This window comes from Oceanivirga salmonicida (assembly GCF_001517915.1).
Taxonomy (GTDB): Bacteria; Fusobacteriota; Fusobacteriia; order Fusobacteriales; family Leptotrichiaceae; genus Oceanivirga; species Oceanivirga salmonicida.
Genome location: NZ_LOQI01000013.1, coordinates 1 through 19,672, shown reverse-complemented (window position 1 = coordinate 19,672; position 19,672 = coordinate 1). Strand labels below are relative to the sequence as shown.

The 19,672-nt window shown below is 25.1% G+C and carries 24 protein-coding genes; 14 read left to right on the top strand and 10 right to left on the bottom strand.

Annotation, left to right across the window (positions count from 1 at the left end):
- The first annotated feature begins 4 nt into the window (after positions 1-4).
- Both pcp and AWT72_RS02835 read left to right on the top strand, forming a co-directional pair.
- Complete coding sequence (gene pcp, locus AWT72_RS02840) at positions 5-640, top strand: pyroglutamyl-peptidase I (RefSeq protein WP_067140510.1); 636 nt, start codon at positions 5-7, stop codon at positions 638-640.
- 29 nt (positions 641-669) lie between these two features.
- A complete protein-coding gene (locus tag AWT72_RS02835) occupies positions 670-1,170 on the top strand; it encodes a hypothetical protein (protein WP_067140507.1) in 501 nt (166 codons plus the stop codon).
- Between the two features lie 63 nt (positions 1,171-1,233).
- Here AWT72_RS02835 and AWT72_RS02830 read toward each other — a convergent pair whose 3' ends face one another.
- The 4 genes from AWT72_RS02830 to AWT72_RS02815 form a co-directional block, all read right to left on the bottom strand.
- Positions 1,234-2,136: a hypothetical protein gene (locus AWT72_RS02830; RefSeq protein ID WP_067140504.1), complete on the bottom strand. Its 903-nt coding sequence runs from the start codon at positions 2,134-2,136 to the stop codon at positions 1,234-1,236.
- A gap of 131 nt (positions 2,137-2,267) precedes the next feature.
- Entirely contained in the window at positions 2,268-2,555 is a 288-nt protein-coding gene (locus AWT72_RS02825; protein ID WP_067140501.1) for a hypothetical protein, read from the bottom strand.
- A gap of 18 nt (positions 2,556-2,573) precedes the next feature.
- Positions 2,574-2,846, bottom strand: a complete 273-nt coding sequence (locus tag AWT72_RS02820; protein ID WP_067140498.1) for a hypothetical protein — start codon at positions 2,844-2,846, stop codon at positions 2,574-2,576.
- A gap of 3 nt (positions 2,847-2,849) precedes the next feature.
- A complete protein-coding gene (locus AWT72_RS02815; protein ID WP_067140494.1) occupies positions 2,850-3,527 on the bottom strand; it encodes a YaaA family protein in 678 nt (225 codons plus the stop codon).
- 110 nt (positions 3,528-3,637) lie between these two features.
- Here AWT72_RS02815 and AWT72_RS02810 point away from each other — a divergent pair, with 110 nt between their 5' ends.
- From AWT72_RS02810 to AWT72_RS02785, 6 genes are all read left to right on the top strand, one after another.
- On the top strand, positions 3,638-4,456 hold the full coding sequence (locus AWT72_RS02810) for a hypothetical protein (protein ID WP_067140491.1): 819 nt from the start codon (positions 3,638-3,640) through the stop codon (positions 4,454-4,456).
- An 8-nt stretch (positions 4,457-4,464) separates the two neighbouring features.
- Entirely contained in the window at positions 4,465-5,262 is a 798-nt protein-coding gene (locus tag AWT72_RS02805) for a hypothetical protein (RefSeq protein WP_067140488.1), read from the top strand.
- 33 nt (positions 5,263-5,295) lie between these two features.
- A complete protein-coding gene (locus AWT72_RS02800; RefSeq protein ID WP_067140485.1) occupies positions 5,296-6,135 on the top strand; it encodes a hypothetical protein in 840 nt (279 codons plus the stop codon).
- A 14-nt stretch (positions 6,136-6,149) separates the two neighbouring features.
- Positions 6,150-6,662: a methylated-DNA--[protein]-cysteine S-methyltransferase gene (locus AWT72_RS02795; protein WP_067140482.1), complete on the top strand. Its 513-nt coding sequence runs from the start codon at positions 6,150-6,152 to the stop codon at positions 6,660-6,662.
- Positions 6,652-7,215, top strand: coding sequence for a DNA-3-methyladenine glycosylase I (locus AWT72_RS02790; RefSeq protein WP_067140480.1), 564 nt, complete (start codon positions 6,652-6,654; stop codon positions 7,213-7,215). The genes AWT72_RS02795 and AWT72_RS02790 overlap by 11 nt, the downstream gene beginning before the upstream one ends.
- A gap of 292 nt (positions 7,216-7,507) precedes the next feature.
- Positions 7,508-7,978 (top strand): glutathione peroxidase, encoded by a 471-nt coding sequence (locus AWT72_RS02785; protein WP_306765419.1) that lies wholly within the window; start codon positions 7,508-7,510, stop codon positions 7,976-7,978.
- Positions 7,979-8,027: 49 nt separating this feature from the next.
- Here AWT72_RS02785 and AWT72_RS02780 read toward each other — a convergent pair whose 3' ends face one another.
- Together AWT72_RS02780 and AWT72_RS02775 are read right to left on the bottom strand one after the other, a co-directional pair.
- A complete protein-coding gene (locus tag AWT72_RS02780) occupies positions 8,028-8,615 on the bottom strand; it encodes a TMEM175 family protein (RefSeq protein WP_067140474.1) in 588 nt (195 codons plus the stop codon).
- 17 nt (positions 8,616-8,632) lie between these two features.
- Positions 8,633-10,075 carry a C69 family dipeptidase gene (locus AWT72_RS02775; RefSeq protein WP_067140471.1) on the bottom strand — a complete coding sequence of 481 codons (1,443 nt, stop codon included), beginning with the start codon at positions 10,073-10,075 and terminating at the stop codon, positions 8,633-8,635.
- 92 nt (positions 10,076-10,167) lie between these two features.
- Between AWT72_RS02775 and AWT72_RS02770 the strand changes: the two genes are divergently transcribed.
- Positions 10,168-10,914, top strand: coding sequence for a CPBP family intramembrane glutamic endopeptidase (locus AWT72_RS02770; protein ID WP_067140468.1), 747 nt, complete (start codon positions 10,168-10,170; stop codon positions 10,912-10,914).
- A gap of 41 nt (positions 10,915-10,955) precedes the next feature.
- On the opposite strand, the gene AWT72_RS02765 is transcribed toward AWT72_RS02770, so the two are convergent.
- The 4 genes from AWT72_RS02765 to AWT72_RS02750 form a co-directional block, all read right to left on the bottom strand.
- Positions 10,956-12,776 (bottom strand): DUF8508 domain-containing protein, encoded by a 1,821-nt coding sequence (locus tag AWT72_RS02765; RefSeq protein WP_067140465.1) that lies wholly within the window; start codon positions 12,774-12,776, stop codon positions 10,956-10,958.
- Between the two features lie 62 nt (positions 12,777-12,838).
- The gene (gene aphA, locus AWT72_RS02760) at positions 12,839-13,573 is read right to left on the bottom strand and encodes an acid phosphatase AphA (protein WP_067140462.1); all 735 of its coding nucleotides are present in this window, start codon (positions 13,571-13,573) and stop codon (positions 12,839-12,841) included.
- 79 nt (positions 13,574-13,652) lie between these two features.
- Entirely contained in the window at positions 13,653-14,768 is a 1,116-nt protein-coding gene (locus tag AWT72_RS02755) for a glycerate kinase (RefSeq protein WP_067140459.1), read from the bottom strand.
- 4 nt (positions 14,769-14,772) lie between these two features.
- A complete protein-coding gene (locus AWT72_RS02750; protein WP_067140456.1) occupies positions 14,773-16,023 on the bottom strand; it encodes a GntP family permease in 1,251 nt (416 codons plus the stop codon).
- Positions 16,024-16,258: 235 nt separating this feature from the next.
- Here AWT72_RS02750 and AWT72_RS02745 point away from each other — a divergent pair, with 235 nt between their 5' ends.
- The 5 genes from AWT72_RS02745 to AWT72_RS02725 all read left to right on the top strand — a co-directional run.
- Positions 16,259-17,191 carry a DUF6985 domain-containing protein gene (locus AWT72_RS02745; protein WP_067140453.1) on the top strand — a complete coding sequence of 311 codons (933 nt, stop codon included), beginning with the start codon at positions 16,259-16,261 and terminating at the stop codon, positions 17,189-17,191.
- Between the two features lie 90 nt (positions 17,192-17,281).
- The gene (locus AWT72_RS02740) at positions 17,282-18,205 is read left to right on the top strand and encodes a DUF6985 domain-containing protein (protein ID WP_067140450.1); all 924 of its coding nucleotides are present in this window, start codon (positions 17,282-17,284) and stop codon (positions 18,203-18,205) included.
- A gap of 114 nt (positions 18,206-18,319) precedes the next feature.
- On the top strand, positions 18,320-18,889 hold the full coding sequence (locus AWT72_RS02735; RefSeq protein ID WP_067140447.1) for an SMI1/KNR4 family protein: 570 nt from the start codon (positions 18,320-18,322) through the stop codon (positions 18,887-18,889).
- Position 18,890: 1 nt separating this feature from the next.
- Entirely contained in the window at positions 18,891-19,262 is a 372-nt protein-coding gene (locus tag AWT72_RS02730; protein WP_067140443.1) for a hypothetical protein, read from the top strand.
- 63 nt (positions 19,263-19,325) lie between these two features.
- Positions 19,326-19,672: hypothetical protein (locus AWT72_RS02725; RefSeq protein WP_156413069.1), on the top strand; the 347-nt coding region annotated here is incomplete at its 3' end.

Genomic DNA, 19,672 nt, shown 5'->3' with positions numbered 1-19,672 from the left:
ATTTATGAAAATATTAGTTACAGGTTTTGACCCTTTTGGTCAAGATAAAATTAATCCAGCATTAGAAACTATAAAATTATTACCTAAAAAAATTAGAGAACATGATATAGTAACACTAGAAATACCAACAGCAGGATTTAAATCATTAGAAAAAATTGAAAAAGCAATTATAGAGCATAATCCTGATATAGTATTATCAATAGGACAAGCAACAGGGAGATATGATATAACTGTTGAGAAAGTTGGAATAAATTTAGATGATTATCGTATACCTGATAATTTAGGACAACAGTTTATAGATAGTAAAATATTTGTTGATGGTCCTGATGCCTATATAGTAGAATTACCAGTAAAGAAAATGATTGAAAATATTAAAAGTAAAGGAATACCTGCTTCAATGTCAATGAGTGCAGGAACTTTCGTATGTAATCATGTTTTATATGGGGTTAGCCATATTTTAAAAACTAAATTTAAAGATAAGAAAAATGGATTTATACACATACCTTGTTTACCAGAACAAGCAATAAATACTAGAAACATACCTTCAATGAGCCAAGAAACTATATTAAAAGCCATAATAGCAAGTATAGAAGTAATAGCAGATGAAGAAATAAGTGTAAATGGTGGAAAAATTTGTTAATATAAATAAAATGAAAGGAAAATACGATTATGAAAAAATTTTTATCAATGTTTTTAATGATGTTTATGGTGATGGCTTGTGCTACAGTACCTAAACTTACTAAAGAGGAAATAAGGGCAATTACAACAATAACTTATAATTCAAGTTATGAGAAAGTTTTTAATGCAACTAAAACTGTATTCTTAGATTCAGGAGTTGTTATTTCTAGTTTGAATAAAACTGATGGGATTATAACAGGTGCAACAGAAGAAAGAAAGTCTGATGATGCAGAAAAAGTTATATTTGGTTCTGATTCATATAAAACATATGTTTATTCAGCGGTGTTTAATAAAATTTCTGATAATAAAGTTGAATTAAGATTGCTTATATCGGATCAAGTAAGAACAACAGAATCACTAGGTATTCTTGATGTTTTAGGTGGAACTATTTATAAGCCAGAAAAAACAACGGCTGCTAGATTAAAACCTACATATGATAAAAAAATGTATGATTATATTTTTAATAAAATACAACAAGAATTATATAGATAAAATTTTTGTTAATTTAGTAAAAAAAAACACGCCTTTTTGAACGGAAGGCGTGTTTTGTATTAATTAAAATGAATAACCTATATTAAGTGATACTAATGGAGCAACTTGATGCTCTTTTCTATTTATGTTATATAAATATTTTGCACCGGCTTCTAAATTAGTAGTTATATGTTTGTAATCAAATCCAATTACAGCACTGGCAGGTACAACAATTGACGATTCTAATGATTTTCCAATTTTAGTTATACCTTTTTGTTTTGTATAAGTACGTTTGCCATTATTATTTGTTTCTTTTATATTAAAGGCTTCTACTGTATTATCTGCTTTTCTACCTAAATAATAAGTTCCTTCATAACCAACACCTACTTTAAGACCAAATCTTAAATCTGTATTTTGATTTATACTATATTTTATTTGTGGTGAAATATATGGCACAGTATTGAATTTAATTACATTTTCCGATGCTTTCTTTTGAAGTTTTTTGTCTTTTAAGTTAGTATCATCTTTGTGAGCATCCTCGAATGCTTTTTTTGCTATTTTTTCTTCTTTTTTGCTATCTTCTAAGAATTTTTTTGCTTCTTCTACTTTTCTTTTTAAATTATCACTATTTGGATTTGCTTCTAATTCTTGTCTACCTTCTTGTAATTTTTTTTCAGTAGTTCTTACTTTTTCAGTAGCATTTTTATAAGCTAAAAGTTTATTGGCAGTATTATCAGTTAAAATATCATCTAAATGACTTGCTTTACCATAGCCAACTTTAATATCTGCTCCACCAGCTATTTCGAATGAAACTTTACCTTTTTCTAATACTGACTTTGAATATTCAATTTCAGCACCACCTAATACAACGTGAGATTTATTATTGTTTAATTTAGAATTATTATATTCGGCACCTAATCTAACGTTAAACCCAGCAAATGACATAGTTGTAATTATAAAACTTGTAATTAATAATGTTTTTTTCATTTTTTTCCCTCCTAATATTTTTGATAAATTTACATTTTGTAATGTTATAATAACTTAAATATTAAGAGAATACAATATGATTTAATTATATATTTTTAAAAAATGATTATGTCTTTTTTAGGCATTGATTTTTATAATACTAGTAATAGTATAAATATAATAAACATATTATAGTATGGTAGTGATGCAAAAGAATAATTTTTAATAAAAAAGTTTAACCATGCAATAAATACAGATATAGGGTAACATATAATTGAAAAAAATAGACCTGTCGTTAAAATTTTTGTTATAATAGGAGTATTTTCATCGTAAAATCCAGAGACAACTAATCTAAGTAATATATATAATGAAAAATATATTACTAATAATATAGTAGAAATTATATTTAAAGTTAATGCTTCTGTTTTATCTAGTTTCATGTTTATTCCTTTCTTTTTTTATTGAAATAGTACAAAAAATAAAATACCACAAAATATCAGATTAAAATACGGTATCAATGTTAAGTAATAATTATTACGTCTATAAGCCCTCCAACCTATAAATAAAGATATAGGGTACACTAAACAAGCAATATAAAAAATTTTTAATAATATATCTGTGTCTATTGAGCTATCTAATGCTGAAATTGAAATAATTAAAACTCCTGGATATATAAGTAAAGGAATGGAGGCTATTTCTAAAAGTATTAAAAATATTATTTTTTTACTCATTTCTTATTCTCCTTTAAATATAAAATTATTATTATCAGAATCAGATTGACTAAACTTGTAGTTATCAATATTGATTTTTTTTATATCATCTAATTTTGTAATATTATTTTCTAAAATATATCTAGCAAATTTACCTCTTAATATTTTTGAGGCAGTTGATAATTGTTTAAATTTTCCGTTTTTTAAAGTCCAAAATTCTATATTAATAACATTTATGGGATTTATCATTTTAGCATATTCTTTTGAAGCAAGGTTTATAACAAAATCTTCATTTATGAAATAGTCATATATATTAGACCAAAAATCATACATATTCTTATAACTTCCCTTAACTATGTTATTGTTCATATCTAAACGGTAGTTACTTATACCATCATATGCTCTTAGAAGCCCGTAATAGGCTGACAGTATGTAAAGATTGGATAAGTTCGCATCTAAGGTGGCTATGTCTATGTTTTTGAAAACTAGCCCGTTATATGTGTATATGGCTGCATTCATATTTTTCTTTGAATAATCAAGCTTATCTATATCTGTATATTTTAATATTTTAGATAATTCTTTGTTTGATAATTTATCTAATATTTTTTTTAGTTCTAAAGTTTTTTCTGGGAAAAGATTGTCATTAAATTTATGTTTGGGACTAAAATCTTTAGTTTTACTTGGAGATATTATTATTTTCATATATTTTTTCCTTTCAAGTTTGTCTACTAAATATTAACATTTATAATTTAAAAAAACAATAATATATGATACAATAAGAAAAAATTTAAATTTATTATATAGGGGGCATTATGACAAGAACAGGAAAGATTAGAAAAAATCAAATCAAATATATTATAATGATGATTTTATTAACTGTATTATTACTTTCAGAAAGTATTTTTATATCATATAAGAAATTAACTCCAAATAATGCAATTACTGGTACTTATAGAAGTGTTGATATTGTTGAAATAGGAGATGAAGTTGTGAAAGTTAATGAAAATTTTTATTTCATTCATACATTAACTGACAATAATGAAATAATTTTAATCACTTCAAAAAACAAAAATGAACTTTTGAATTTAAAAAATGCAAATGAAAATAATATAATTGAGTTTAAAGGTAAGTTATTAAAACTTCGTGACACAAGTATTAAAAAATTAAAAGAAATATATATTAATAGCGATAATTATATTTATGAATATAGTTTAAATTCAACGCATATATGGGATAGAATTTCAGTAGGAAAAATTTTTGAAATTATCTTTTTTGCTGGTTTGGCATTGGTATTTATTATAGCATTTATAAAAAATAAAAAAGTATTTCAATTTTTAAAAGAAAGTGAATATAATACAAAGGAAGCAACATTAAAATTTAATAAATATACTGAAATAGTAGATAATATATTATTTGAACTTAGATGGGGACAATTTATTGATTTGAACCTATATGATAAATTTAGAATTGAAAAAAGAAAATTTCTATTTTTTACAACACATATAATGCTAGATTGCTTTTCTAAAAATGGTAATAAAAAAATAGGATTATCAAGAATGAATGATGAAAAAATAAAGATATTGGCAGAGCATTTAAAGTTAATTACTGAAAAAGTAGAAGTAATTTACTAGGGGGCATTATGACGAGAGTAGAAAAAATTAAAAAAAATCAAATGAAAGAAAATATATTCGCATTTTTTATTTTTGGAATATTATTAATGTTTATTTTAAAAATTATATCTATAAATTATGAAAATTTAAATATGGATAATGCAAGAGATTCTGTAAAGCGTAAAGCCTATATTATTTTAACAGGAGAAGTATCATACAACGAAAACTCTAAAACCTATTTTGCACATACTTTAACTGATAATAATGAAGTAATTCTAGTAACTTCAAAGAATGAAGAGAATTTTGTAAATTTAAAAAAGGCAAGCGAAACTAATAAAATTCTTATTGAGGGAGAATTAAAAAATCTTTCTGAAAAAAGTATTGAATTTTTAGAAAAATCATATGCAGATAAAGACACTCCATTTTATAACTATTCTTTTCATATTGAGAGTATGTGGGTGAGATATTCATTTTCGGCATATATAATACTAATATTTTTAATATTGTCTGTAATAAAAATAATGAGTTTTAGAAAAAGTAAAAAAGCTATTAACTTTTTACTTGAAAGTGATTATAATACAAAAGAAACAACATTAAAAATTAGTAAATATATTGAAATAGTTGATGATTACTTAATAGAGCTTAGGTGGGGTTCTGTTATTAATTTAGAAAAATACAGTAGTTTTAAAATTATAGAGCATAAAGCATATGGTTTTATTACAACATATTTTGAATTAGAATGTTTTTCTAAAAACGAAAATATAAAAATAAAATTACCTAAAATGAATAAACGAGAACTTGATATATTAATAGATTATTTAGGTTAAATTGATGAAAAATACAAATATTTGGAGGTACATGTGAATAGATTAAAAAGAATGAAAAAAAGGCTTTGGAAATATAGGTTTTTAGTACTATTATTATTAATGTTAGCAGCAGGATTATTTTATGATGCCCTTAATGTAGAATATGAAAAATTAACTCCAAACAATATAACGAATGAAAGATATCGTAGTGTTAATATTGTTTCAGTAGGAGAAGAATATGAAAATGAAACCAATGAACATATTGTTCATGCATTAACAGATAATAATGAAATAATTATAATTTTTTCAAGAGATAAAGACAAAATTTCAGTTTTAAAAAATGCAAGTGAAAAGAATATTATTGAAGTTAAGGGGAAGATAGAAAAAATACTTAATGAAGATATAGAAAATCTTAAAAATCAATATAAAGATTGGGACAGTTATATTTATGAATATGCATTAGAAAGACAAAATTGGCTTGACATTATTTTTGATAGATTAATTTATGATATTAGAGTTTTTGCAATGATTATTATATTTATTAGTAGTTTTTTCAGAAAATACATAAATTGTAGAAAAACAGTTAAATTTTTAAAAGAAAGCGAAGATACAGGACTTACTAATTATAATGAGGGATTAGCAACATTTGAAATTAATAATGTTGAAATAGTTGATAATCTTTTAATAGATTTTAAATATGAAAGTTTTGTTGATTTAAGTTTATATAATTATTTTAAAATTTATAAAGAGCAAAATTGGGTATTTACTAAGACTGTAATAAGATTTTTCTCTGAAAGTGGTCATGCTAAAAGTATATATTTATCTATAAAAGATGATGGAATTGAAATGTTAAAAGATTATTTGTATTCAATTGGTAAATATGAAATAGATTAAATGGAGATAAAATAATGAATGAAATAAATGTTTTTTATTATAAAACAAAGATAGGAGAACTTATAATAGGTTCTTATGAAAATAAATTATGTCTTTTAGATTTTCGTTGGCGTAGAATGAGAACAACAGTTGATAATAGAATAAAAAAGGAATTACAAGCAGAATTTGTAGAAAAAGAGACTAAACTTATTATTAAAACGAAAAAACAAATTGATGAGTATTTAGAAGGAAAAAGAAAAAAATTTAATATTCCTTTATTAACAGTAGGGACAGATTTTCAAAAACAAGTATGGACAGAACTTATAAATATACCTTATGGTCAAACTGTTTCATATTTAGATTTAGCAAATAAGATTAATAATCCTAAGGCTGTTAGGGCTGTAGCAGGAGCAAATGGAGCAAATGCCATTTCTGTTATAATCCCTTGTCATAGAGTTATTAATTCAAATGGAGAACTAGGAGGCTATGGAGGAGGACTTGCTGTAAAGAAAAGACTTCTTAAAATAGAAAAAGAAAATGGAAAATAAAAAGCGTTGTGATTGGGTTAAATTAAATAATCTAGATTATGTTAAGTATCATGATAATGAATGGGGAGTCCCCAAATTTGATGATGATATATTATTTGAAATGCTAATATTAGAAGGGGCTCAGGCAGGTCTTTCTTGGGAAACTATTTTAAAAAAAAGAGAAAATTATAGACGAGCATTTGATAATTTTGATTATAAAAAGATAGCAAAATATGATGAAAATAAGATAAATGAACTTATACAAAATGAGGGTATAGTTAGAAATAAATTAAAGATAAATTCTACAATAAAAAATGCTAGAGTATTTATGGAAATTCAAAAAGAATTTGGTAGTTTTTCTAAATATATATGGGAATTTGTTGGTCATAAGCCAATAAAAAATAAGTTTGGAAAATTATCAGAAGTTCCAGTAAAAACAGAACTTTCAGACCTTATTTCAAAAGATTTGAAAAAAAGGGGAATGAGTTTCGTTGGTTCAACCATAATATATGCATATATGCAGTCTATTGGTATGGTAAATGACCATCAAGTGAATTGTTGTTTTAGAAAATAAAGAGATAAAATAAATGCTAGGCAAAAGATTATAATAGAAAAAGGAATAAGTCAATCAAATAGAATGATTGAACTTAGAAAACTTGCAAGAACTCAACTTATGGCACTTTAAAGACTTAATGATACAAGTATTAAAAGTAGTAAATTTAAAATAAGGTTTAGAATGAGAAATGAACAGGAATAAAATATAAATGTAATTAAAGAAAATATTTGGAAAATTTTAAATATAGAGAATTAAAAACTTGTTAAAATAAGTATTTTAATGTTACAATAATTGAAAAGGAGTGATGAAAATGTTATATGATATAGAAGTAAAAAAATCAAATGGAGAGGAAATTAAGTTAAGTGAATATAAAGATAAGGTTATACTTATAGTAAATGTTGCAAGTAAGTGTGGTTTTACTAAACAATATTTAGGTCTACAAAAATTATATGAAACTTATGGAAAAGATGGCTTTATAATCTTAGGTTTCCCTTGTAATCAATTTGGAGAACAAGAACCAGACCCAGCAGATAAAGTTGCTAGTGAGTGTAAGTTAAATTTTGGTGTAACTTTTCCTATAATGGAAAAAATTGAAGTTAATGGAGAAAATGAACATAAACTTTATACATATTTAAAAGAACAAAAAAGTGGACTTTTAGGAAGTAGCATAAAATGGAATTTTACTAAGTTTTTAATAGATAAAAATGGAAATGTAGTTAAAAGATTTGCTCCTAATACAGAACCTGAAAAAATATGTGATGATATAGAAAAATTATTATAAAAATAAAAATCTGAATTCGTTATAAATGAACTCAGATTTTTTTATAATTTTATTTATTTGTCATTAAATGATATGCTTTTTCTATTTGTTTATTAGGAATAATCCAACTAATTGCTACTAATATTAAAAATATGCTTGTAAATAAAGGGTTATAAAATGCAATTATTATCGCTAAAAAATTTAAAAAAGTTATTAATCTTCCTTTTTTATTATTATTTAACGCTTTTGATAAATGTGAATTTTCTCCTTCATTTTTCGCTATATTATATGCTAATCTAGAATAAGTTATTCTAGATAAAAATAATATTGTTGAATACAAAATTACTGGTGCATTGTATATTTCTCTTCTTCCTAACCATGAAGTAGCAAAAGGTATCAATGATAACCAAAATAATAAGTGTAGGTTAGACCATAAAATTTTTGAATTTACTTTAGTTGTAGCTTGCAATAAATTATGATGATTTATCCAATAAATTGAAATAAAGAAAAAACTACTGACATAACTTATAAAAATTGGCATAACTTCTACTAAATCTTTAAAATCATGTCCTTTTGGAGCCTTAAATTCTAATACCATTATAGTAATAATAATCGCTAGAACTCCATCACTAAATGCTTCTAATCTTTGTTTTTTCATATAACCCTTTCATATAATTATGCATCAGATCTTGCAAATCCGTTTTTCATATTTAAACTTGCACTAAGTAGTACTTTATTTAATAAATCTTCTGTTTCTTTTTGTACCATTTTTGTAATTTCTTCATTTGCTTTTTCACTAATTTTCTTAGAATTTTTCTTATCACATAATGCATCATATTTATTAACTAAATTATTTCCCATTGATAAAACTTTAATTTGATAACGTTCTATATGAGAACTAGTAGCATTAAAGTTTGCATCTGCTAATGCTGCTATTATTCTATTTGTCCAATAAAAATTATTTGTAGTTACTTTATCTGTTGTATTTGAGAAATACTTTGGAAAAGCATCAACATTTACATAAAATGGAACTATAGCATTAAATACATTAGAACCAAAAGCCATCCATTGTATAGCTTTTATATCTTTAGGCATATATGGTCTTATTTGTACTAATCCAAGAACATTATTACGATTAATTCCTATTGGTCTAAATGCTCCTTTATAAGAAGTATCTCCACGTTTTATGTAAGGATCATAAGGTGTTCCTTGGAAATGATGAGATAATACATATTTAATATCTTCAATAGTTATTTTCTTTTCTGGAACTCTACTCCATGGTATATCATCTGAATCTGGTCTATAATCAGCTTCTGTTCCATCCCATAAATTCCAATTACGATTAAAGTATCTTTGTATTACCCATGCTCTTGGTGTATTATATACATGGTCAGCATCTGTATTAGTTCCAAAGGCATGTCTAGGATTAAATATTTCATCATCGTTATTTCTAAGGTCAAGATGATATTTAGTTATAAATTCTTTTAAATCGCTAGAACACATATGTTCTTTTTGTTTACCGAAAGCATCTTTTAAATCAAAACTATCTATACCTAATTGATTAGGCATAACCACATATTCATTATCAGGCACACGTTTAGCCATCCAATGATGCCCACCAATAGTTTCTAGCCACCATATTTCGTTTTCATCTTGAAATGCTATACCGTTCATTTCGTATGTTCCATATTTTTCAAGTAAAGCACCAAGTCTTATAACTCCTTCACGAGCAGATTTAATATATGGTAGAGTTATAGTTACCATATCTTCTTCTCCAATACCAGTTTTAACTAATGGATCAGCACCTAAAACTCTTTCATTTGCTGTTATAGTTTCAGTAGCACTCATAGAAATATTAAGTTCATTAACACCACAACAAGCCCAAAGACCTTGTTTTTTAATAGCATTAGGAGTAGCAGTATAATGCATACTTTTTTCAGGTAAATCTATTTCTACCTTTGATAATACAGAGATATACTTTTTAGGGTTTTCATTTTTTTTGACAACAACCATTTTTTTTGGCATAAACCCTGATGCTCCTGAATCTTCATTACGAGCCACCAAAGTAGATCCGTCATAACTAGCATTTTTTCCAACAAGAATAGTAGTACAAGCCATATAAATTCCTCCTTCATTTTCTTTAAATATACCATATATTGAAATAGTTTACAATATATGATACCATTAATCAAAAAAATATGGAGGCTTTTATGAATAAAAAAGAAAAAATATCAATTTTTTCAGCAATAATTTATACAATGATAATTGCAAGTGGAATGTTTACATTACATAGTATTTTTGGTTTAACATATGAAAATCCTGAAATGGTTAATATTTTATTATATTTTGAAATAGTTATGAGTATATTTTCTATCATAATGTATTTTAAATATTTTAAAGGATATGCACTTAATAATTGGAATAAATCTGCCAATAAGTTATTTTTACTGGTATTTATGGTAATGGCAATAAATTTAGTTATAATTTTAATTTTGATTTTTGCAACTGGGGATTTTACAAATAAAAGTTATGGATTAATTTTTAAAATATTTATAACAACATTATTTGTCGGATTTTCAGAGGAACTTATATACAGAGGAATAGTATTAACAACATTTTTAAAAAGTAGAAGTAAGGTAAATGCAATTTTAATATCTAGTTTAGCATTTGCATTATTACACTCAGTAAATTTTTTTGGTGGAATAACCTTCTTACAAATGCTTATACAAGTTATAATGACATTTTTTATAGGAATAGCATTTGCTTGTATAAATGTAGAATTAAAAAATTTAATACCACTTATGATTTATCATGCACTTTGGGATTTTGCGGTAATAACTGGTGGTTATGTATCTGCTAATATAGCGGGTGTAACAATAATACAAATATTAATAGAACTAATATTTGGAATAATAATGTTAATAATAATAAAAAAAGAAAATAAGGTGTTCATCTAAAAAGGATAGAACACCTTATCTTAATATTATTCTTAATTATATTATTTTAATTTTATTTGTATATATATAGGGTCATGATCACTGAAATACCCTTGTGATTTAGTAAATTCTGAATTTATATTAAGTATATCTACATTAATATTTTTTTCATATTTTTTATTTACTAATAAACTATCTAATACTTGTGAATTTCCTTTATAAACATAAGTATGTCTTTCATTTTCAGGTAATAATTCTACCGTATTCACCATTAAATCTGTTTTCATTTCTTTTAATGTTTGAGAAAATTCGAAATCATTCATATCTCCCATAGACATTATTATAGCATCAGGGAAATTTTTAGATAATTCTTGTAAGAATTCTCCTATGTATTTACCTTCTGGTATTCTTACATTTTCTGATCTTCTTACAACAGGTCTTGTTAAACCATTTAATTTATCATCTGATCTTTTTGATTTTAAGTGATTAGCCACAACAAAAACATCATATTCTCCAAATTTTAGATGAGCAACTAATGGTTTTCTTACTTCAGCGAAGTTAGGATTAGCTGTTCCTAATCTACCTGGATTGTATACTAATTTACCATTTTTTATTCCAGTATCTACATTAGATGGACCTTCATTAATATATGGAACAGAAACTCTATCTTTTCTATATAGTATAGCATTTCTTATATGCATAGCAGGCCAACCACCATCTTTTCCATCTTCTGGGTTAACAGTTAAATAACCATATTCTAAACCAGTTTCTTTTTTAATTTGTTCTACAATAGCAGTTAGAGTTTTATCAGCACTTATAACGTCAGTTTTACCATTATTACCACCATCATCATCTCCAACTTCTATTAAAGTAATGATATCAGCTTTATTAAGTACAGTATTAACTTGTTTTGCTAATTCAATAACTCTATCTAAACCATCAGCAATTGTAAAGTTTTCAATATTATATGAAACTACACTTAAAGAATTTTTATCATATGCAAATTTATTAGTATCTACTTTTGTAGTCATATCTATTAATCTAGGTAATTGTTTAGTGTTATATAGTTTATAATCCGAATAATCAAATCCTATAATTCCTTCTAAATCTCCTTCAAATTTATCACCAGGATTAGGAGTGAAATTAGGATCTATGAATTTATTATCTTTTGTTATTTTTATAAATTTATCAATAACTATTAATTTTTGTGTTTGCTCATTATCATATGTATATCTAATACCACCATTATTAGTTCTATTTGTAGCGTATTTACCATTATCAGCAATTACTGCTATTTCTCCATATTTTTCTGCTATTCCAACAACAACAGCATCTTTTACTTTAACTAACATAGATTCATAAGATTCATAATAATCTAACGCATTTTTAGTTATATCTAATTTATCTACTTTATTTCCTGTATGAATATTAAAAGGAATTTTAGAAGCATCAAATATAATAGGTTTAACTTCTACATTTTTTTGGATAAGTGTAATTTCATCAGCAAATATTGAAGTTACAGTTAAATCATTTGGATTAGGTTTAGAAAATTGTATTTCTTTAACTAAACCACTTACTTTTACTAAATCTCCTTTTTCAACATTAAAATTCGCTTTGTTTTCTACATATATACCTTCAGAAGTTCTAGGGTTTTTATCATCTTTTCTACTTTGAATATAGAAACCATTATGATATTTATCTTTATATAATGCTGTTACAACTCCTTCTACATTTGTAACTTTTTTTCCTTCTAATGCAGATCTATGTGCAACTCCTTGCACTTTAGAAATTGTTGTAACACTATCAGTCATAAAAGTAGAAGTATTAGAACAAGACATTATTCCCGCTAAAACCAATAAGTTAATAATAATTTTTTTCTTCATTTCTTTTTAATATATTTTAGTTGTAAACTATAATATATATCTCCTTTCATAATTATATAATTTTACCAAGCTGAATTAATTAAAACTTCTTCTCCATAACCACCATTTAATTTTTGTGGATTAGTTGAAGAATAAGATCTTTGTACTCTGATTCCACGTATACCAGCTTCTCTTGCTGATAAAATATCATCGTCATCATCTCCATAATGCAGTTTTGAACCGACTTTTTTGATATAAAGAGTTTTCTTATGTTTAAATCCACTTAAATCCTTATTTTCTCTATACCATATAGGTGCAGGGGTAGGCATTTCAAAATACATTTGTAGCACCTTAGCAGTACCATTAACTATTCCATTTTTGGCTTTACTATGTGGTGTTCTACCAGTAATAAATACTATTTTATCTCCTCTTTCTAAATGCATTTTAATAAGTTCTTTTGCAGATTTTTTAGGTATAGAATTTTTATCTTCTTGTTCATAAACATAATCCCAAAAACCTTGTGAATTTAATACTTCTCTTGGAGTTGAACCCCAACCATGATTTTTACCAAAAGTAAATCCATAGTGGAAATACCCACTTGATAATAATAAAGTATCATCAATATCAAAACTTACTGTCATAGGAGCTTGTCCTTCTAAACTTTTTTTAATATCATCAACTGAGACAAAATGTACCGCTTTTTGTACTGCTTCATTTGTATAAAATCCTTGATGAGTATAAGGAACTTTAGGTCCTTTTGAAACAGCAATAGTACTAACTGTTAATATTGTTAATAATAATAATTTTAACTTTTTCATAAAAATGAAACCTCCCAATTTTATTATACTACTATTGTATCTTAAAAAATTAAAAAAGACAAATCTATATTATTATAAATTATTTAATCTTTAAATTTAATAATCTAAACACATTTTTAGTTGTATTATAAAGATTTTCTTTCCCATTTTTTAATGCAGTTTCTAAATCTGTTACATTATTTAATATACTAAACATTGCATCAAAACCATATTCAGTTAAAATTTCACTATCTGCTGCTAGTCCTCCAGAAAAACTAATAACAGGTTTATTTAATTTTTTGGCAAGTTTTGCCACTCCATAAGGAGTTTTACCAAATCTAGTTTGACTATCCATCTTACCTTCTCCTGTAATTACTAAATCAACAGTTTTCATTTTTTCTTCTAATTTATTTATATCTACAACTATATCTATTCCTTTTTGAAGTTTTGCACCTATAAGTAATAAGGCAGCACCTAATCCGCCAGCAGCACCACTACCATTAGTAAATTCTATTTCTTTATTCAAGTTAGTTCTAACTATATGTGCAAAATGTTTAAGATTTTTATCTAAAACTTCTATCATTTCAGGACTAGCTCCTTTTTGTTTGCCAAATACATGACTAGAACCTTTAGGACCAGTTAAAATATTATCTACATCACAAGCAACTGTTATATTTACCTTAGGAACATTGCTTATATCTATACTAACTATATCACTTAGATACTTACCACCTTGTTTAATAGGATTACCATTTTTATCTAATATTTTTGCACCAAGAGCCATTAGCATACCAACACCAGCATCATTTGTAGCACTACCACCTATTCCTATTATTATATTTTTTGCACCATTTTTTATAGCATCTAAAATTAATTCACCTGTTCCATAAGTAGTAGTATAATATGGGTTTCTCTTATCTTTTGGTATTAATTCTAGTCCTGATGCACTTGCCATTTCAATTATTGCTGTATCTTTTGCAATAGCATATTTTGCCTTAATGATTTCACCCAATGGATTTTTAACATTTAAGTAAATCATTTTACCGTTTAAACTATCACAAAGTGAATCTACTGTTCCTTCTCCACCATCAGCCATAGGAACTTTTATTATTTCTGCTTTGCAATCTATATCTAATATTGCTTTTTCTATAATATCACAAACTTCTTTTGCACTCATTGATTCCTTAAATGAATCTGGTGCTATTAATATTTTCACAGTATTAACCTCCTATAATCCCGAATATAATAGTAGAAACTATAGTCATAGTTAGACCTACTAATGATTCATAAGGTATTAATGTTAATCTTTCTCTAATATTCATATTAACTGCTCCACCTGTTGCATGGAAAAAACTTCCATGTGGTAAATGGTCTAATACTGTTGCTCCAGAATGTATCATAGCGGCTCCAGCTATGGGTTCTACACCTAATTGTATTATTGTAGGACCAAATACTTGACTTGCTACTGCAGTTCCTGAAGTAGTTGATGAAGTTGCTGCTGACATTAATATACCTGCTAAAGGAGCTAGTAAAAATGCTGGGGCTCCAGTTGAATCTAATATTGCAGTCATTATTACTTTAATATTTGAATTTGCTATTATTCCTGCAACTGTTCCAGTTCCTATTAATATAATGGCAACTCCTGACATTTTAGATAATCCTACTTTGCAATAGTCAGAGATATGTTTAAATTTACCTGTTGCTATGCAAGCAACAACACCACCTGTAGGAAGGGCTATTAATGGATCTACTATTATTCCTGCTATTGGTCTTAATGCTAATAGGAATATAGCAACTAATGGACCTATTATACTTGAAAATAAATTGGGTAATTCTATTGTTATTTCTTCTATATCACTATCATTTATAGAGCTTCCTTTTTTAATTAAAAATTTCGCTATAATTATTGTAATTATTATACCTGCTATTGCTGGTATTATTCCTGCAAACATAACAGAGGTTAATGGTAAATTAAATGATTCGGCAGCAGCAATTGCATTAGGGTTAGGTGATATTATATTTCCTGCTTTTCCGCCACCTATCATAGCAATTAAAACGGCTGTTTTAGTTATATTAGATTTCTTTGCTACTGCTAAAGCTATGGGAGCAACTGTAATTACAGATATATCTATAAATACTCCTACTGCTGTAAGTATGAAAGTTGAGAATATCATTGCAAGAATTGCCTTATCTTTACCAAATGTTTTTATTATAGTATCGGCAATTTTAGCAGCAGAACCTGTTTCTATTAAAACTCCTGCTAAAACTCCTGCTGTTATAATTCTAAGTATAGCAGGTATCATGCCTTTAGCACCCATAATCATAAAGTCTACTGTTTCTGTTAAGTTAGCACCTCCTAGTAATCCACCAATTAAAGAACCTAATATTAAAGAATATGCTGGATTAAATTTTTTGATTATTAAAAATATTGCTAATAAAAGACCAGCTATTGCACCATATGCATTAATCATATTTCTTCCTCCTTTTACATTTTGTTTACACTAAATTATAATTCGGAAATATATTTTTTTCAAATAAATTAAAATTATGCTAATTATGCTTCCAATAAATTACTAATTAGAAAAAATGTTTGTATTTTTTTAAAAACATGATATAAATATACTATAAAAATTAAGAATAATATATAGATTGAAGTAAAAATATTATTTATAATTTATGCTAGTTAATTATAAAAGGAGAAAAAAAGTGGAAGAATATAATGATGAAGTATTTGGAGAAGTAGTTTTTGGTATGAGTTGGAGAAAAAAAGAAAAAATAAAGTTATTTAATAGAGATTATGAAGTAGTATTTATAATAGTTAATTTTGAAGCTACAGCAATTAAAGAAACGCAAAAGGAAAGTTATAAAAAATATTTAACAAATGAAAAAATGATTTCTGATATAATGCTAGAAAAAATAAAAGATTGTATAGAGAAAAATTTGGACTTATTTTCAGAATGCTCTACTTTTAGCGATTATTTAAGTGGTTATAAAAAAATAGCAGATTTAATAAAACCAAAAAGGTATACTTTTAGAGAAGATGGTTCTATATTAATTGAATTTGATTTTAATATAGATATAGATGAGGAAATAGTAGCAGAAATAGAATTTGATGATATATGTAATATGAAAGTAGATATTGCTAAATATTTTTATGCAAGAGATAAAAATAAAGAAATAAAAAAATATAACGATGAAGTATTTGGAGAAGTAATTTTTAATACAGATTGGGAAAAAAATGATAAAATGAAATTATTTAATAGAGAGTATGAAGTAAGCTTTAGCATAGTTGATTATGATTATATAGAAATTAAAGAAACACAAAGGGAAAGTTATAGAAAATATTTAGCAAATGAAAAAATAATTTCTGATATAATAATAGAGAAAATAGAAGATTACATTAAAAAAAGTTTTGAATTTTTATCTGAATACTGTGATTTAACCAATTATTTAAATGGAAATGAAAAGACAATTGATTTAGTAAAACCGATGTATTATGTATTTGAAGAAAATGGAGATATATTAATTGATTTTGAATTTACAGTGAATAAAGAGTATGTAGAAAAAGGAATAATGGCAAAAATAAATTTTAACAATATATATGATATAGAAGTAGATATTCCAGAATTTTTTCTATAAATTTTTATAAAATATAAAAATCGCTATTTTAAGATTATGCTGTAACAGATTTTTATTTATAAAAATTAAAATAAATAAGGGTGGAAAGAAATGAAAAAATATAATGATGAGGTATTTGGAGAAGTAGTTTTTAATATAGTTTGGGGAAAAAATGATAAGATAAAGTTATTTAATAGAGATTATGAAGTAGCATTTAGAATAGTTGATTTTGATTATGCAGGAATTAAAGAAATACAAAGAGAAAGTTATAGAAAATATTTATTAAATGAAAAAAAGATTTCTAATATAATGCTAGAAAAAATAAAAGATTGTATAGAGAAAAATTTGGACTTATTTTCAGAATATTCTGATTTTAGAGATTATTTAAGTGGTTATAAAAAAATAGTTGATTTAATAAAACCCAAAATGTATACTTTTAGAGAAAGTGGGTCTATATTAATTAAATTTGATTTTAATATAGATATAGATGAAGAAATAGTAGTAGAAATAGATTTTGATGATATACATAATATGAAAGTAGATATTGCAAAATATTTTTATAGTAGGAATAAGAATAAAGAAATAAAAAAATATAACGATGAAGTATTTGGAGAAGTAGAATACGAAACTTTATGGAGGAGTAAAAATAAAATAAAATTATTTAACAGAGAGTGCGAAGTATCATTTCTAATATCTGATGATGAAGAGACAGGAATTGAAGAAATACAAAGGGAAAGTTATAGAAAATATCTAGCAAATGAAAAAATGATTTCTGATATAATAATAGAGAAAATAAAAGATTATATAGAGATAGATTTTGACTTATTATCAGAATACTATGATTTCACAGATTATTTAAGTGGAGAAGAAAAAATAATTGACTTAGTAAAACCAATATATTATTCATTTGAAGAAAATGGAGATATATTAATTGAATTTTATTTTAAGGCAGATGAAGAAGTGGGAGTAATGGCAAAAATAAATTTTAATAATATATATGATATAGAAGTAGATATTCCACATCATTTTTTATAGATTTTTATAAAATATTAAATTAAAGGAGAAATAAAAATGTTAAAAGCTGTATATATAAAGAAAAAAAGAAAAAGATTTTAGAATAATTAATTAATATTGAAAGTAGGAATTTATATGACATTAAAAGAAAAATTAATAAAAAATAATATTAAGTTATTAGATGGTTTAACTGATGAAGAAATAAAAAAAGTGGAATTATTCTATAATATTAAATTTCCACCACCATACAAAAAATTACTAAAAGAATTTCAAGTTTATTATGATGAAAAAGATAGAACAGGCAATAATCCAATAATATGGAATGATTTTAGTGAAAATAATGTGATGAAATTAATAAGGGCATTAGAAGATGCTAATGCATTTAGGGCAGAATGGTTATCACTTTATTCTAGTAAAGACAATTGGCCAAAGTTTGAAGGTATGCCAGAAGACATTGTAGAAGCAGCGTATTTTATAGAAGAATATCTTTTAAATGTAGCCAAACTTATTCCAATTGATTATAACGGATATACAGTAATTACAGAAGAAAATGAGCAAGAAATATATAAGATAATGCATAAAGTTGATACAGATATAATTGGTTGGGCAGAAAATATTGAAGATTATTTTTCAAGAGAAGTTCTAAAAGAAAAAGAATTTGGAATGGTAAAGATAAACTATATTAAAGGTTGGGGTGAGGTTTAATATGCTTTATATAGATGAAATAAGAAAAATAGAAAAACAATTAAAAATTAAATTCCCTGATTATTATATTGATTATATATATTCAAGTAATGAGATAATAAAAAATGAAATAAAATGGTATATATTTGGAGATGATACAAGACTTTTTGTTGGTGAAGATTATTTTCATAAAGAAATGTATTTAATATATATGTTGTTATATAATGTAAGAGTTGCATCAAATAATATGGATGCGATACCAATAGATTATGAGGGAAGATTTATTATAGGGGAGAATGTATATCAATTAAAAGATGGCGAAGTAATAGATTTAGAAATTGAATTTGATGACTATTTAGATGAAAATGGAATAGTAAGAAGTCAACCAAAATAATTTAAAGGAGACAAACTATGACATTAAAAGAAAAATTAGTAAAAAAGAAAGATGGAATTGGTTATGAAAATGAAAAGAGATTTAACACTTATGGGATTAATAATTTTATTAATTATTGTTATAGTGGGATTTGTTATATTTTCACCCAAAAAAATAAAAGAGGAAAAAATAAGTGAAGAAGCTATTGAGTTAACAAGTAGACTTGAAAAAGAGAGGGGTCTTATTATAGACCCCAAAAAAATAAAAGTAGATATAAAGAAAGGATTTGCTGCAACTTTTATAGATATAAGTATGAAAGACCCTTATACAAATAAAGAAATTAAGTATAGATTTATTCAAAGAATAGATGATTTTAAGAATGATTATGCTTATAATAGATTTTTAAATGATATTAGTTATTATCCATATTA